Source organism: Paraburkholderia sp. GAS82, from assembly GCF_050436285.1.
Classification (GTDB): domain Bacteria; phylum Pseudomonadota; class Gammaproteobacteria; order Burkholderiales; family Burkholderiaceae; genus Paraburkholderia; species Paraburkholderia phenazinium_B.
On record NZ_JBNDLX010000002.1, the window covers coordinates 326,402 to 341,721 of the forward strand.

Sequence of the window (15,320 nt, forward strand, 5' to 3'; positions counted from 1 at the left end):
CGATCGTACTGGTTAGGAAAGCTACAGACCCGAATTGCAACGTGCGCCGCATTGAAGCGTTAAGAAGTTTCATTCATTCTCTCCAGGAAAAGGTAATGCACAATTGACAGAACCAGGTTCTTGGTCTGCTGTTTCGTGTGAGGGATCGTCAGTCATGCCGGCAGCGCACCGTAAGCGCGCTGTCTGTGACACACTCGCAGCCGGGCTTGGCCCGCCGGGTTCGTGTGTCCCTTCGGCGGGTTGCGCGTAACGCAGATAGGCGTCACGCATGCGGTAAAGCTGTGTCGAGAAGTACTCGCCGCTGAAGCGGCCTTGATTCAACAGATACTGTTGTGCGCCATAAGCGAACGTGACGTTCTCAGCCGCATTGCCTGGCAGATAATTGGTGGAACCTGCACGCGTGCGGAAGTCGAGCCCAAAGCTCTCGTCGCCATACAACTGCGTGATGCCAGGTTTCATGCCTTGACGCGGAGTCAGCGGGAAACTCACGGTGGCGCCCACAAAGCTGCCAAGGCCGCTATGCTCTGCGTGCACACTGAACGAGACGTCGTCGAACCAGCGCGTAAACGTGACCAACGGCCCCTTGTCCCCGCCCACATAACGCGCCACGCCCGCCTCAACCCAGACGTTCCAGTCCGGCTCGACCCAGCGATACGTCAGCACCGCATTCTTCTCGGTTGGAACGGTGTCGTTACCTGGTTCGTGATGCAACCCCGCGAGCAGCAAACGAACGACGTCCGGGCGGCCCGGTACAAACGCCGTTGTTTCGTTCTCCACACCTACGTAGTCGAAATCGAACTTCCCGATCGCTGCGACGTTGAACACGCCCGGCACTATCCAGAAGCTTTGAGCCAAAGCTGCCGATGCGAGACCGCCGCGCAGGCGGTAATCGCTATAGACATGACCGTTATCCAGGTTCTCGCTGTTGAAGAGCGGCGCAATGACGCTCGCGTACAGTTCAGCGCCTCGCCAGAGAGGAACGAACCCCTGCACGTCGGCCCCGACCGAATAATCGAAGTTGCCGTACTCGGTGCCGTACAGATATCGCGTCACGGGCAAGATCTGGATGCGACTCAGACCGTGCGGACTCTCATTGCCGGACCACGCCACCGCGGAGGAGTTGTAGGTCGGGTGCATGCTCATCGTGAGCGTCGCCCCCGCGGCTAAAGCTGGACCACCGGCCATAAACCGGGCATAGGCATCGCGCTCGACACTCACCTCGCCCAGCGGCTGGTCAGCCTTCTTGATGATGACGCGGATGCGCTGGATGTCGCGTGGCGCGCTGGAACTGGCAACTCCGAGGACAATCCCTAGCGCATCAGCCTCGTTCTGGTTGTAACGGTGATTTTCGTACTCGACGATAAGGTCGCGTCCAGCGACCCCGACACGCACGCGTTCGAGCCCTGCCGCGATCAGCCGCTGTTTGATCATGTCCAGCGCATTCGCATCGAGCGCGTCGGGCAAGCTGGGCGAAGCCGACGTCCCGGCCGTCGCGGCGTCTTCAGCAACGAGGAGCCCCGGCGATGCGAGTTCAGGTACATAGTTGATCGGTGTGGTGTCGAGAGGACTGGCCGGGGTCGTTGACGCCAGAATCGGTGGCAGGCCGGTGAGCATCCTGGTGTGAGGTGTCTCTGCCTGACCCGCGTCGGCGTTGGCGTTGGCGTTGACATCGATCGGAGCCGCCGTCGACTCGTCACACAAGCCACTGTGGCAACGCGGCGCATCGAAACGCTTGCCCAACGGAATCTGGATAGCAATCGATACCGAAGTTCTTGGCGTTACACCATCAGTACTCCGCATCGAACGCATGACCGTGCCGACGATGCTCGCATCGGCGAGCCAGCGTATCTCCGGCGAGTGATAGCGTACGCCGGCATACGGGGTTTTCGAGTCGTCTTCGGCAAGCAACGAGACCCCCGTGTGCCATACCGACAGTTCCGCGCCGCCGAACAGGCCATCGAGCCGGTCACCCTGGCCATAGCCGAGTGTGAGCGTAGCGGGACCGAGTTCCTGAGAAACGACGCCGTATTTCGAGCGAAAAAAATGCGTCTGGCCACCGACGTCCGTCATGCCAAATGCAATGGCCGGCTGATACTGGAAGAACTGAGGTACTTCCACCTTCAGATCGCCCATCAGATGCCGTAGAACGAAATGGTCGGCTCCGGAAAACGGCGCGTGCACGTCACCCGTATAATTCGCGAGGCCACCGGAGACTTCGACATAAGGCAATAGCCCGACGGCGCCCCAGTAGACCTGGCTGCCCGTCGCCACATTTCCGTAGCGCGGGTCGATATAGTTGTTGTATTGAGCTTCGACAGTGCCCGTAGGCAAGACAAAACCGTATGGAATCACCAGTCCGCCGCTTTGGCCTAGCGCGTTGAGCGTCGGGTCTGCCGACCAGGCGGCTGTCGAAAACGCCAATGCTGCGCCAAGCGCAATGGTCTTAGGCCCCCGAGTGACTGCTGGTAGAGCGCACAATCGTTTAAGCATGGTTTTAGTCGTGGCGCTCATGGGCGCTTTTCTATGAATAGAACGGTAGGAAAAATGGCAGACAACCCGCACTGTCATCAAACCCCGGTCGACATGGCGAGCATCAACGCAATCAACGCTGGCGTTTACCCCTCGCCTGGCGTCTTGCAGAAGGGCGTACCGCCCCTCCTCACTTCCCCGTTGCCAAGCCGCGCCTTCAAGAGGTCGTCCATCGCCGTCCCTGTTTTTTATTGGTGGTGCTTGTGCACCGCGTCATTCGAGAGCAACTAATGTGCCAAAAATTACATAGGCGACACCGCGCGTCGTTTGGTGGACGAACGCGCGTCGGTGCCATGCCCTGAGGAAAGAGCCGGCTCTTTAGACGCGGCGTGGCGATGCGAACGAGTTCGAAACGGGTCGTGCATTACGTAACGTTCCCCGTTACAGGCGGTAACACGCAGGGAACATGACTTCACTCCGTGAGTGCTTCCAGCAGCCTCCCGCGCGATCCGCTGTCGATGATGTTGTCGTAACCATCGCCGACGTCCTTGGCATAGATCTCGCTGAACCCGTTCACCGGCTCGCTATCTGTCGGCAGTCACCGCCACCGCATTTAGCATTGCCTCTTTTCAGAAAGGCTAAACGTTGAACATCGCTTTCATGATCGTCGCGCACCACCAGTTCGCCCACCTTGATCGACTGTTAGGCACACTAAAAACTCGCGATTCGACTTGCTATCTGCACATTGACGCCAAAGTTGCAACGCTCCCGCACCTGCGCAACGATGCGGTACTAACCGCTAAAAGATTTGACGTGCAATGGGCGGGCTTCTCACAGGTCGAGGCGACCCTGGAACTGATTCGCACCGCTGCAAAGTGTGAAGCGCACGACTATTTCATTCTCCTTAGCGGTGCCGACTACCCACTCAGGCCGATTTCGGAACTCGCGGCGTTTTTGTCGAAGCATCAACAAGACTGCATCAACCTGACGGAGTTTGGGCGCCTGGGAAAATCGATCGATCGCGTGGTGATTCCGTATCTCGAACGAGGCGGTGGACGCAACGCAGGACTTGGCGCCTCGATGAGCCGCTACGCCAATCTTTTCTTCCGACTCGCGAACCGGCTTGTAGGAGCGCGCCGCAAACTGCCATGGGGCTTCGAGGAACCCGACTTTCTGGCGGGTTCGTCCTGGTTCGCGCTGAAGAAAAGCACCGTCACGGCGATCCTGAACTTCATCGACCAACGGCCGGACTTTGTCCGCTATTGCGCGCGCACCAGCTTTGCTGACGAGTTTTTCTTTCAAACCATCTTGCGCCAGTGCGGCCTGGACAAAGACTGCCGCCCTAACCTGCACTACACGGACTGGGATAAAGCTGCTCCACCCTATCCAGCGGAACTGACCGGGATACATCTCGAAGATCTGGTGCGAGGGTTCGTTCGCGAGGACGGGTATGGTCCACAACGACCTGCGTTCTTTGCCCGAAAATTCGGACCGCGGTCCAGCGCATTACTGGAGCTTCTCGACGTGCAACTGGCGGCGCAGGCCCTCGCTGCTGCAGAGATCTGATCCGGTCAAGCCTGGCCGTAGCCGCGCCAACGGTCTCCCGGCCGGACTCAGCTTGTCGCTACTCCACTCCGTGGTCATCGCCGCGATTCGAAGATGAAAAACCGGTGATACGGATTGTCGTGCACGCGATAGGTCTTGCTGAGACCGCAAATCTTCGAGAAATCGGCAACGATTTTCTCTAACGAATAATCGCGCTTATTGACTTCCCAATAGTGCTCACCATCGAATTCATGCGCCCGTGGAGCCGAAAACGGCTTGGGAAGCAAAAAGTTGATGATCCCAACCTTCGGAAGCTGAAAGGAATGAGGCCAGACTGCTTTGGAGTCCGGAAGACTGATCACGACATTCTTGCGGGTGACGCGTACCATTTCTCGGAATGCGGCCAGTGCATCCGTGTAAGGCAGATGTTCGAGCATCTGGAAAGCGCAGACGACGTCGTACGTCTTGTCCGCGAACGGCAGCGCTGTTGCCGAACCGACGTAGTCAGGCATGAGCTCCGGATCGAGATCGACGGTCTCGACCTTCAGACCGAAAACAGACGCGGTGTTTTTGAATACTCCGGTTCCAGGCCCGATCTCGAGTACATGTTCTGGGGCGAGCTTGATTATTTCATCAAGTTGATGCCATACGCTGCTCCAGCGCCTCTTATCCATGTATTGGCCAAAAGCATAGTGTGAGCGGCTAACCTGTTTCATTGATCCTCGCTGCTTTTATTCATGTCAGGTCCGCTGCAGGATGCCGAACTTTGATGCCAGCGAATGAGGGTAACGAACCATCTTCTTCGCGAGCGCTCTTAGCAGCCCCTTCGCCGTGGCGTTATGCAGCAACCCATCTGGATGACAATATTTCCTCAACACGTCCAGCTGAATGGACTCTTGCACTGTCAACTGCGCAAAGAACGCATCCATCTGTACACCTGCTGTGTGCCGCCCATACCCCGATCCTTTCGGATGCAGGATCGTAATCGACAGGTCGCGCAGCACCAGCAGGTTGTTAGCCATCGAGTAAGCGATAGCTGCCCATTCGACGCCCCAACCCATATTGTTGACGTCGTAGGCAAGTTCGCTCAAACGGCGGACCACAGACTCCGACATACTCCAAACCACCCCATCCGTATTGGCGACCGCAACCGTTTCGGCGCTATCGACGCGCCTGATTGAAACCCGCTCCGTCCCCCACGCATTAAAGTCGACGTTCGGTGCCCATACACCGACGTTGGGCTGCGTCCGGTATGTCTTTCGGCATTTCTCAACTACGGCCCTCCAATCGCGAGAGCTGGCATCCGCCTGGATTTGCAGCATCACCCCGGAGGTATGCCGACGAAGACATTCCTCGAACTTCTTTCCATAAAACCATTCGTTTGGGACTTGAATCCAATGTCCCTTTCCGGTTTCGATCGAATCGTCTTCGTTTGAGTAAATCACCGTTACATCGTCGGCAAATTCAAACACCGCATCGGCTATGTCACTTGCGCGGCGCTGCATCCCTTTCCAGCTGATGATGAATGCATGAACCCTCACGTGAGGGTTGTCGTGGCCGGCGATTTTTTTCATATCAAGTAACCAGGTGAGCGTAGTGATAGCGAACCGATCCTCATCGACACTGCACATAGCAGTGCTCACGGCGCCGGTGGGGAACGTAACCACTAAAGCTATAAGCGTGCCAGTAGCCGCGCTCGCGGCAGCGCTGGACGAATGGCAGGAACCCTTGAGTCAGAAGCGTGGTGTACCCGTAACATCGCGGGATGTTACGTCCGGGCTATCAAGACATAGGCTAAAACGGCAACACAAAGCATCGTCCTGGAGACTCAATTCCGATGGCACGCTTCTCGCTTAATCGTGATTGATCACGCGACCTCGCATTTCAGATATCCATCGTGCCCGCCAATCGCATGGGGCGACGAGGCGCAAAATAACTATCGAAATTTCGGGGAATCACGCCTGCCATGCAAACAAGCCGACCCATGCCGTTGGTGAGCGTCTATATACCCACCAAAAATCGGATTGAGCTCTTAAAGCGCGCCATCGATTCCGTTCTAAGCCAGTCGTATCCCAGCATCGAAATCGTGGTGGTGGATGACAACTCGACCGACGGTACTCGCGACTACCTGGAGGCGCTAAGCAAAACATCGCGCGTACTACCTGTTTTCATGCCGGTTAGCGTAGGGGCTTGCATTGCCAGGAACCTGGCCATCAAGGCGGCAAGTGGACACTTTGTGACAGGCCTCGATGACGATGACTATTTCGAACCCGACCGGATACAGACTTTCGTTCAAAGATGGCACGCGCTGAGCGGGGCGGAGGCCCGCATCGCGGCCCTATTCGACGGCATTCAGGTTCTTCGGACAAGCCGCCTGGATCGAACTGCATCGCCTCAACGAGCTGATCGCGACAAGCTCAAGATTCACAACGCCGTTGGAAATCAGGCCTTTGCGCCACGCGACCATCTGATCGGCGCGGGTCTCTTCGACAGTTCGATGCCATGCTGGCAAGACTGGGATCTGTGGCTACGCATGGCAAAAATGTATGGGCAGTTCATCAACTGCGGCAATTCATCTTATGTGCTGGATTTGAAAAGCACATCGGATCGAATCTCTACGCAACCCGGCTTCGTTATCCGTTATGGACTCAAGCGCTTCAGGATGAAACACGGACCGTACTCCTTGAGAGAAAGTGCCCGCATCCTCGGCGCGCTTTGCGACTACCCACAAGTGAAGCTCTCCGTTTGGGAACTCGCCCTGCTAGCCGGTTCGTTCCAGTTGCCCGCGCTAGCGCGCAAGCTTGCCCAACTTCTGCTCCCGCAATCCTTCTACTCCCGACTGCGCAATCGTTACGCTGCTGTCTCCGCCCGGACCGCCGACACGCTTGGCAGCTAGTGGATTCTCAGACCAAGGCATTGAACCGCGCCTTTCAAACATTGAGCCACACGGGGCAGAACCAGGAATGTCGAACGTCAACTACGAAATTCGAAAAAGCGTTGCAGTCAACTTCGTCGGACGGTATAGCAACATTGTGATTCAGATCGCGGTGACTGCGGTACTTGCGCGAATGCTCAATCCGGCCGACTTCGGCGTCGTGGCAGCCGTCGCGGTCCTTGTGACCTTCGTCTCCTTTATCAGCGAGATGGGGTTGGGCCCGGCCGTGGTTCAGTTCCAGGATCTGAAAGCGCCGCAAGTAGCGGGGCTTTTCTGGTTCACTGTCCTGGTGGGCACAGTCGTTGCCATCCTTTTTGCCGGCTGCGGCCCCTTGATTGCGCGCTTCTACCGCGACCCGGAATACATGCGCATTGCGCTTGCTCTGGGTCCGACCATCGCCCTCTCATGCTGGGTCATCGTTCCCCTTGCGATGCTAAGGAGAGCGCAGCGGTTCAAAGCCATCGTTTCCGTTGAAGTGACCTCCGCTGTCTTGTCGGGCATTCTCGCGGTAGTTGCGGCCTTTCACCACGCCGGCGTTTTCGCACTGATTTTGAAAAGCACCGCCTTCTCTGTATTGATGTTCGGCCTGTGTGTAGCACGCTGCAAGTTCAATCCATTCATCAGACCCAGCTTTGCTGGCATGCGGCAGCTCTACTCGTACTCGGGCTATCAGTTCCTGTTCAATCTGATCAACTATTTCACGCGCAATCTGGACAAGATCTTCATCGGTAGAATCATGGGCGCCGCCACGCTTGGAATTTACGACATGTCGTATCGGCTCATGCTAATGCCGATTTACAATCTGACCCATGTCATTGGTCCTGCGCTCCAGCCAATCTACGCCGCTCAACAGCAGGACATGCGGTCGATCTTCGCTTCGTATCAGAAGGTCATTCGCTTGCTGGTGATTGCCGGCGGCTTCGTCGGAGTGGTCTCGTTCCTATGTTCGCGCGACATCATTTACCTGTTTTACGGGAGTAAATGGACAGCTGCCGTTGACGTGTTCGCGATCCTGAGCCTTTCGATCAGCGTGCAGGTCGTTCTGGCATCGAGCGGAGCAATTTTCCAGTCCATTGGCCGCACGGACCTGCTTTCCCTCTCCGGAACACTTTCGACGCTTACCTCGATCCCCGCGATCGTGATAGGCGCGTGGTCGGGTAATCTGAAGTTGCTGTCCTGGCTTCTGGTGGCAAGCTTCATGGCCAACACAACGGTGACCTTTTTCGTTCTTGCGCGGTTGGGATTCAAACGCACCGTCTACGAATTGTTCCAGCCTTCGGCAGGCTGCATTGCTGGCGTGTTGCTGCTACTCGCCGCATCTGCGGCAGTAAAAATGAACCACACCCTCGGCGAGACAACGTCGCTATGGCTACTAGGCGTTAAGGTTCTGGCTGTGGCGGGCTCGTACTGGTTGCTGATCAACTTTACCGGAGACCTCGATTTCTTGCGAAAGGCAGTGGCGCCGCGATTCAACAAAAGGACCCGACAGAGTTCCGGCTCCGCTGTGGGGCTTTAGACTTCGGCGCGCGCACCGCGGTTATCGATGACGTATGGCAAACACGCGATCGACGCACACCTGATCGTTTGAGCCGAGATTCGCGGCTTGAACGTACACTCCACGGTCGTGATCGGTACCGTAGGCGAAAGGGCCGCCCGGCACACGAATCTCGTGGTAGTCACTTTCTTCGAGCGCTGCGCCGGGCACATAGGAGAAAAGCGTCATAGGCGGGTACGATCCCACTCGCACTCCGCCCTGACTATTTGCCCGCGGTGCGGTATTGACCCGTATGCTGACGTAGAGATCCCAAAGTCCTTCGCGTGGCAAATTGTCGAACTTGAACTGAACCGCCCAGATCGATGAATTGCCTCGCATGCACGACGCGGCGCCATCGCTCGCCGTTGCATCGGCAACGATATGCGCAGAGTCATAGAGATCCAGGCTCAAGTCCTGAAAGTCTCGCCAATCCGAATCGGCAAGACCGACTGCCAACGCGGGCCTCACTGCCACGCTACGCTCGACGCTCAGCAACTGGTCGAGCTGCTGCAAATTTCCCCCTTGCCGGAATCTCACAAGACGGCTACTGCGCACGGCTTGCTTGAACCGTGCAAGGCGGTTTGAATAATCGAGTTGCCACGTGTCGCCAGCGGAGCTCGACTCATACTCGTTACGACGCACCAGAATGACGAAATCGAGCGGCATGCGCGCTTGCCGCACCCGCTCGATCAGCAACGGATTTCCGGAGACAGCTCGTTCGGCCTGAGCTAAAAGCCGATCCGCCCGCACAACGAATTCGCGCGTGTACATCTTCATGGCAACCGGGGTCTCCTCTGCCAGCACGTCGCCACTCGTCGCGATCGCGCGATGCATCAGGTCGATATAGTCGAGGACATACGGACCCGCGTCCCCGAAATAGTCGCGACAATACTGCGCCACCAAAGCATGAACATCCTGCGAGGGATCCCACAACAACCGCGCGATCAGCCATACCCGCAGACTCGCGAACTCCGCACCCGGAGTGAACCAGCTCCCCTCCGCAAAATAACCCGTGACGTGCTTTAGCGTCGCAAGCCATCGAATGCTTGCGCCGATCGGGTAAATGTTCGGCGTCGGCTGTATCGAACCTCCGAAGTTGGTGACGTGATCCCACACGAACATATGCTGGGAAATGGCGTTCCACCCCGCCAGGCCTTTGCCAAGCTCAACGTTGCGTCCCGAATCGAGCGGTGTGCTGTAGTCCACCTGAATCGTCATCGGATAGACCAGAACATAGTCCGGGACCGACATCCCGGTTGGCGGAGCAAAGCCCCAGTGATAAGCGTCGAACGCGAATCTGGCGCCGGGCAGGACCTCGCGCACCTGCGCAGCGACGTCCATCACCATGTCCAACAGCGGAGCAGACGGATTGCCACCATGAAGATCCGCGAACGCTTTACTCGCGGGGTCCATGTCCCAACCCCAATCCATATCGTGCAGACCGAACCAGACTTTGGTGTAATCGGGCAAACGCTGCATTCTCGCGACAATATTCGCTGCCAGCACTTTGCGCACCGCCGGGTTCATCATCGCGACCTGACCGCCGGCATACCACTCCGGGTGCTCCTTTGCATAACGCTCGCGCGGCAACAATTCCCAGAACGATGCATCACCGCCTTTCGCGAGCCAGCTGTGGTCCCAGTCGTCAATGCCGGCTGGCGATGCCGAAAACGAGGGACCATGCGATTCGCCGTCGAGCAGATTGTGGGCTCGAAATGCCTTGTCCTGACCTTCGCTGCTCAAGACTTCGCGATAGGCAAAACGCGGTATCTGTCTTTCATGTGGCGCAGCCATGTTCAACGTGGTCTGCCTGGGCACGTAGATCGCATCGGGCGCCAGCCATTTGACGCCCAACATTCGATCAAGAAACCAGTTGACGCCATACATGGTGCCGCGCGATGTGTTGCCTGCTATGACCAGATTTCTGCCTGACGTACACAGAACGAAGCCGTCGTCTCCTAACGTGTCGAGGTCAGCAAGCGGACATAGCGGTTCCGTGAGTCGATTGGAGCGACCGATTACGATCAGCGGTCCAGGTTGCGGTGCGTTGTCATCCGAAATAGCTGAGAAATCTGCACCGGTGATCTGCTTAAGATAGTCAGCCAGTTCGCTTGCCGCATGCAGCGTGATCGCATCTGCATCCGCGCCAACATGGATGTGGTAACGCGTCGCGCCATCTCCCGCCAACTGCAACTGCCTGGCGGGCGCACCGCCCGAACGGATCACTGCTGCGAGTGCCGCTTCGCGGTCCGCGTCGGGGAACGGTGCCCGAGAAAAGCTTGTACGCGTTTGCGCCGCCTGTATCGCGGCCGCCGTCGTGACGGGTTCATCGGTGGCTGTGAGACTAACCTGAGCAAATTGCACAACGCCCGCAGTCCCTTTCACCTTGCGTAGATAAAGCAGTATCTGAGTTGCTTGCGGCGGTGCCTGCACGACCACGTCGTAGTTTGTCCACGGACCGCTCGCTTCGCGATCCACGATTACTGCGGCTTCAAATCCCCATGGTTGCGCGATACGCTCGACACCGCGCCAGCCCGTATCTACGTTTGGCCCTCTGAAGCTGACCTGGACAAAGGCGGAGCCTGACGGTGCGTCGACAGTACGGAGCCGCAACTGGATCCGGTAGCGCAATCCTCCTTTGACGGCAATGCGATCCTGCGCAACGAAGCCGCCCGCTAGTTCCAGTGCGTCACCGACATCCGACTGCCTGACGACTTTCGCCGCGTCGCCCCACCACCCGCTACGTCCTGCTGAGAAGTCCCCGTTGATCAACAAGGACTCTTCGGCTGCATTAACTGCCAGACAGTACGCTGCGAGCAGAAGGTAAGCGAGATATCCGGCAATACGAAGGAGCGTGATCCGGGTCGCGGCCATGCCCCTCTACCTGCCGATACCGTTGATACCTGGCGGAAAGGTCAACGGCACCCGGAATTTATTGCGGAATCGAAGCAGGCTTTGCAGATGATAGCGGCTAGCACGATTCATCAATCCACCCGCTGACTGGCGTTGATGTTCATGCACAAGACGCGCCCCTGGTACGCACACCACGCGATAACCTGAATGCCACACGCGTGCGCACAGATCGACATCTTCCATATAAAGAAAGTAAGCCTCGTCCATGCCACTCAACTCTTCGAAAATTGAGCGCCGCACGACGAAGCCCGTGCCCATCACCCAGTCGGCGTCAAACGGAACACCTGGCGCCCAGGCGTCCACCATAAGGTGCCTCTTGATGCGCTCGCGCAATATTCCCGATCTTCCGAGCGACGTACGCCGCCCTACGATATCGAGCATGCTATAAAAGCGCCTCGCCGAGTACTGGCGTGTGCCATCCGGATTGGTGAGATCAAGTCCCACGAGACCAATCGCCGGTGCCGCTGCCAGCACATCGAGCGCTCTTTGCAGACTCGCGTCGACGAAGTAGGTGTCGGGATTCAAAACGAGCACGTACTCGTGCATGCCCGCCACAACGCCAAGATTTACACCAGCTCCAAAACCGCGATTCAGGGACGAACGGACCAGACGAACGCCGGCAGGCAATTGCGCACGTAGTCGCTGATATGAATCGTCGGGCGAAGCGTTTTCGACTACCACCACGTCTTCAGGCTGCGCGATCCTTAGCGCAAGAACAGAATTGATGCAATTCAACGTGAGATCCGGTGTCCGGAAATTCACGATCACGACGTTCAAGCGAACTTGAATGCTCATACTCCCCCCGGATTTGAACAACCAGTACAAGCGCAGCAAGCAGTCTTTACGCTGCTTGAGACACGCCTTCGACGATGCTCCAATGACCAGCGGCCGTCTCGTCCCAACTAAACCGCTTCGCTCTTTCGACACCTGCGCCAACGAGGTCCTCGCGCAAGGCAGGTTCATCCGCCAGACGGTTCATTGCCGTCCTGATGTCCGGAACACTCAAAGGATTCACAAGTAATGCTGCGTTGCCCGCAACCTCCGGCATCGCTGACACCGTGGAGGTCAAAACGGGGACGCGCGACGCCATTGCCTCGACAATTGGCAGTCCGAATCCCTCGTATAGCGATATGAAAGCGACGAAGAGCGAGCCCCGATACAAGCGCGGCATGTCTTCATCGGCGACCTTTCCGATAAATTTCACAAATGGCTGTATGGACAGCTTTTCTGCAAGCCCGCTGAGGTTTTGGTCAGCGTTACCGGTCAGCACGAGGTGGACGCCCTTCTCAGGCAACGTCGATTGCGCGTAGGCCGTCATTAGACGGTCAAGGTTTTTGTAGTTGCGCCGGTTACCTGGATAAAGCACATAGGGGTAAGGAAAATCGAGCGTCAGAGTATTGCGTGTGTAGGCCTCACCCACACCGTTTGGAACCACGTGCACCCGCCGGGCGTCGATCCCGGACCACGCGAGAAATTCATTGCGAGCGCAATCCGTGCCGCACACGATCGCTGCGCAGCGCCGATACATGCGACGCAACAGCACGTCGTAGTAGGTTCGGTGCCACCGTGAATAGAAATGCCGATGCGTCAAGTCGTGCACGGTCACCACGGAAGGCAAGCCGGCCCACGCAGGCGGTACAAAGCCGGGACTCCAAAATACGCCGCCTGTGCGTCTGCTCAACAGCGCCTTCGAGATCGACATGGGTGAAAGCGGACTGCCAATTGCGCCCTGCACATCCAGCGACTCGATCGTCGCTTCACCAGGCGCCCGTTCGAGACACGCAGTCATTACATTGCCGATACCCGTCTGCGCCGGCCAACGCAGGTCCGCATAGACAGTGTAGGTACGACGTGAAGGCACGCTCAGCGAGGTAGAGGTCATTTTCATCCCCTGTCGGCCCAGCCGAGCATGCGCTGCGTTGAGGCAATCCAGTAGTAGCGGGCGCGCGCGACATCTCCATCGAACAGCGCAAGCAGACACCCTGCCATCGGCCTTGCAAGCAGGTACAGGACGAAATGCCACGGATAGCCATTCAATCCGAGCACACGGCCAAAGCCCCGGTTGTACAAGCGCCCGCGCGTGAAACTCCTTTCATCGAAGCTCTGCAGCGGTTCCGGATGCGCTATGCGCAAAGCCGGGTCGTACCGAACGGCAATGCCCGCGCGCAAAACACCCAACAGAAAATTGACTTCCTCGCCGGCGCCCCACGGCGAGCCCGATCCCACGCCCAGTCTTTCGTCGAACCTGCCAGCCGCCGCGACGGCCTGTGCACGCAGGAAAATCGTATAAGACGTCGCGCTGGTCCAGACGTTAAAGCGGTCAACCAGCGTCGTCTGATTCGCCCAGCGTCCTTGTGACAACCTGCCAGTGTGATCCACGCTGCAGCCTGTGATACCACCCAGGCTTCTGTCCTCGTCAAGCCTCGTGGCGACAAAGGAAAGCACATCCCGGGCATACCAGCAGTCGTCGTCCGGGAAGGCGATGATCTCCCCGCGGACGGCCCCAAGACCCACATTGCGAGCGCGTGACAAGCCCTTTTCAGAGCGCAGATAAACAATATCCATCTGCTCGCGAAAGCGGTTCACGATCGCTTTCACACGATCGTCCGGATTCTGGTCAACCACGATCAGTTCGAAATCGCGGCACGACTGCTCCGCTAGCGAGACGAACAGACGCTCGACTTCGACGCTGCGGCCGAGCGTGGCCATCACGAGAGAGAATTTCATACGCGTCCCCCGCGGAATTGACGTGAACGTGCGTGATGAGGGAATAAGTACGAGGCGTCGGTAAACGTAGCGGTTTCGCGTGGGACGAAGACACCGCTCCCCCAGGACACCAGATAGCCACAAAACAGGTACACCATCTCGCTTTGATGCATGGGGTTCACGAGCGACCAGGCCGCGACGGGTGCCAGGCACAACATGGTCCGCCAGCCATGTCCGGCTCCGCAAAAGAACACCAGCCATAGAATCACGCCCGGTACGCCTGCGATCAGCATCAGGTCGAGTGGCGCGCAAAAGATCGAATTCGTCCCTGCACCCAGCCCGATCACACTGACCGGCGACGAGGCGAAGTAACTTTCTACGAAACCGAAGCCGTAACCCGTCCAGTCTTTAACGACCAGCGCGACGCTCATCATGAAAGCGAGACCGCGCTCCTGTTCCAGCCGAACGTTCAGTTGATCGCCTGAGAGCGCATTGTGGAAGCGGAAATAGTAAAGCGCCGCACCTGCAGCAATTGCCGCCATCTTTAGCGCGGTGCGGCCCTTGATCTGCGTCATCAGGACGATTGCACAAGGGATCAGTTCGGTCTTGGACTCGCTGAGTAACGCGACGACTGCACTCAGCACAATGAACCACAGAGCATCGGCTTTCCCGCGCTTCGACTGGAGGAACAATGCATAGCTGCAAAGAAAGAAAAACGTGGCCAGCCAGTTTTTCTCCTTGAACGAACCATGCAAAGCGTCCTGCATGAAATCCACGGTCTTATACAGAATCGGAATGTTCAGCTTTTGAAGTGCAACCTGGTATGCCAGGAACATGAATAGCGCGATGTAACCGAACGGCAATTTGTTGCGAAGATAGTGCCTGCCAAAAGCGCGGCCGACGAGATAAAACACGGGATAGACCACCACGAACTTCGCAATCTGCTCTGCCGCCTTGATACGCGGATAGCCACTCAGTGCAGTGAGCAGGAGCGCGACGCCAATGAACAGAAAGTACGCCAGCATCTCGTGACCTTTGACGCGAATCGCCTTCCTCATGACGAGTAGCGGTATCAGCGCAACGGCCCACAGCTGACCTGGCTGCGCACCGCCGATCAGCACGAACTGCACTGACAACAGCGACAGTCCCAGCACCAACTGGATGTTGATGAGTCGTCGCGGCATGTTCGGGACACCCGAACGCGACAGAACGAGTGGG

At 57.5% G+C, this 15,320-nt stretch carries 11 protein-coding genes; 3 read left to right on the forward strand and 8 right to left on the reverse strand.

What is annotated here, in order from left to right; all coding sequences use genetic code 11:
- Window positions 1-69: 69 nt before the first annotated feature.
- Window positions 70-2,490 carry a YjbH domain-containing protein gene (locus tag P3T17_RS07810; protein WP_429406461.1) on the reverse strand — a complete coding sequence of 807 codons (2,421 nt, stop codon included), beginning with the start codon at window positions 2,488-2,490 and terminating at the stop codon, window positions 70-72.
- Between the two features lie 624 nt (window positions 2,491-3,114).
- Here P3T17_RS07810 and P3T17_RS07815 point away from each other — a divergent pair.
- Window positions 3,115-4,035: a beta-1,6-N-acetylglucosaminyltransferase gene (locus P3T17_RS07815; protein ID WP_429405859.1), complete on the forward strand. Its 921-nt coding sequence runs from the start codon at window positions 3,115-3,117 to the stop codon at window positions 4,033-4,035.
- 74 nt (window positions 4,036-4,109) lie between these two features.
- On the opposite strand, the gene P3T17_RS07820 is transcribed toward P3T17_RS07815, so the two are convergent.
- Complete coding sequence (locus P3T17_RS07820; RefSeq protein ID WP_429405861.1) at window positions 4,110-4,730, reverse strand: class I SAM-dependent methyltransferase; 621 nt, start codon at window positions 4,728-4,730, stop codon at window positions 4,110-4,112.
- Between the two features lie 24 nt (window positions 4,731-4,754).
- A complete protein-coding gene (locus P3T17_RS07825) occupies window positions 4,755-5,588 on the reverse strand; it encodes a hypothetical protein (RefSeq protein WP_429405863.1) in 834 nt (277 codons plus the stop codon).
- Window positions 5,589-5,998: 410 nt separating this feature from the next.
- Here P3T17_RS07825 and P3T17_RS07830 point away from each other — a divergent pair, with 410 nt between their 5' ends.
- Together P3T17_RS07830 and P3T17_RS07835 are read left to right on the forward strand one after the other, a co-directional pair.
- Complete coding sequence (locus P3T17_RS07830) at window positions 5,999-6,910, forward strand: glycosyltransferase family 2 protein (protein WP_429405864.1); 912 nt, start codon at window positions 5,999-6,001, stop codon at window positions 6,908-6,910.
- Between the two features lie 67 nt (window positions 6,911-6,977).
- Window positions 6,978-8,465 (forward strand): lipopolysaccharide biosynthesis protein, encoded by a 1,488-nt coding sequence (locus tag P3T17_RS07835; protein WP_429405865.1) that lies wholly within the window; start codon window positions 6,978-6,980, stop codon window positions 8,463-8,465.
- Between the two features lie 21 nt (window positions 8,466-8,486).
- On the opposite strand, the gene P3T17_RS07840 is transcribed toward P3T17_RS07835, so the two are convergent.
- From P3T17_RS07840 to P3T17_RS07860, 5 genes are all read right to left on the reverse strand, one after another.
- A complete protein-coding gene (locus tag P3T17_RS07840; RefSeq protein ID WP_429405867.1) occupies window positions 8,487-11,357 on the reverse strand; it encodes a DUF4838 domain-containing protein in 2,871 nt (956 codons plus the stop codon).
- A gap of 6 nt (window positions 11,358-11,363) precedes the next feature.
- Window positions 11,364-12,191: a glycosyltransferase family 2 protein gene (locus P3T17_RS07845; protein WP_429405869.1), complete on the reverse strand. Its 828-nt coding sequence runs from the start codon at window positions 12,189-12,191 to the stop codon at window positions 11,364-11,366.
- A gap of 46 nt (window positions 12,192-12,237) precedes the next feature.
- A complete protein-coding gene (locus P3T17_RS07850; RefSeq protein ID WP_429405871.1) occupies window positions 12,238-13,098 on the reverse strand; it encodes a glycosyltransferase family 4 protein in 861 nt (286 codons plus the stop codon).
- A gap of 182 nt (window positions 13,099-13,280) precedes the next feature.
- Complete coding sequence (locus P3T17_RS07855) at window positions 13,281-14,123, reverse strand: glycosyltransferase family 2 protein (protein ID WP_429405873.1); 843 nt, start codon at window positions 14,121-14,123, stop codon at window positions 13,281-13,283.
- Complete coding sequence (locus tag P3T17_RS07860; RefSeq protein WP_429405875.1) at window positions 14,120-15,286, reverse strand: hypothetical protein; 1,167 nt, start codon at window positions 15,284-15,286, stop codon at window positions 14,120-14,122. Before P3T17_RS07860 ends, P3T17_RS07855 begins: the two co-directional genes overlap by 4 nt.
- Between the last annotated feature and the right edge of the window lie 34 nt (window positions 15,287-15,320).

Excerpts from the sequence above, each read along its gene's own strand:
- P3T17_RS07810 (WP_429406461.1), bottom strand. The coding sequence starts at position 2,490 with ATGCTTAAACGATTGTGCGCTCTACCAGCAGTCACTCGGGGGCCTAAG.
- P3T17_RS07820 (WP_429405861.1), bottom strand. The coding sequence starts at position 4,730 with ATGAAACAGGTTAGCCGCTCACACTATGCTTTTGGCCAATACATGGAT.
- P3T17_RS07825 (WP_429405863.1), bottom strand. The coding sequence starts at position 5,588 with ATGAAAAAAATCGCCGGCCACGACAACCCTCACGTGAGGGTTCATGCA.
- P3T17_RS07830 (WP_429405864.1), top strand. The coding sequence starts at position 5,999 with ATGCCGTTGGTGAGCGTCTATATACCCACCAAAAATCGGATTGAGCTC.
- P3T17_RS07835 (WP_429405865.1), top strand. The coding sequence starts at position 6,978 with ATGTCGAACGTCAACTACGAAATTCGAAAAAGCGTTGCAGTCAACTTC.
- P3T17_RS07840 (WP_429405867.1), bottom strand. The coding sequence starts at position 11,357 with ATGGCCGCGACCCGGATCACGCTCCTTCGTATTGCCGGATATCTCGCT.
- P3T17_RS07845 (WP_429405869.1), bottom strand. The coding sequence starts at position 12,191 with ATGAGCATTCAAGTTCGCTTGAACGTCGTGATCGTGAATTTCCGGACA.
- P3T17_RS07850 (WP_429405871.1), bottom strand. The coding sequence starts at position 13,098 with ATGTCGATCTCGAAGGCGCTGTTGAGCAGACGCACAGGCGGCGTATTT.
- P3T17_RS07855 (WP_429405873.1), bottom strand. The coding sequence starts at position 14,123 with ATGAAATTCTCTCTCGTGATGGCCACGCTCGGCCGCAGCGTCGAAGTC.
- P3T17_RS07860 (WP_429405875.1), bottom strand. The coding sequence starts at position 15,286 with ATGCCGCGACGACTCATCAACATCCAGTTGGTGCTGGGACTGTCGCTG.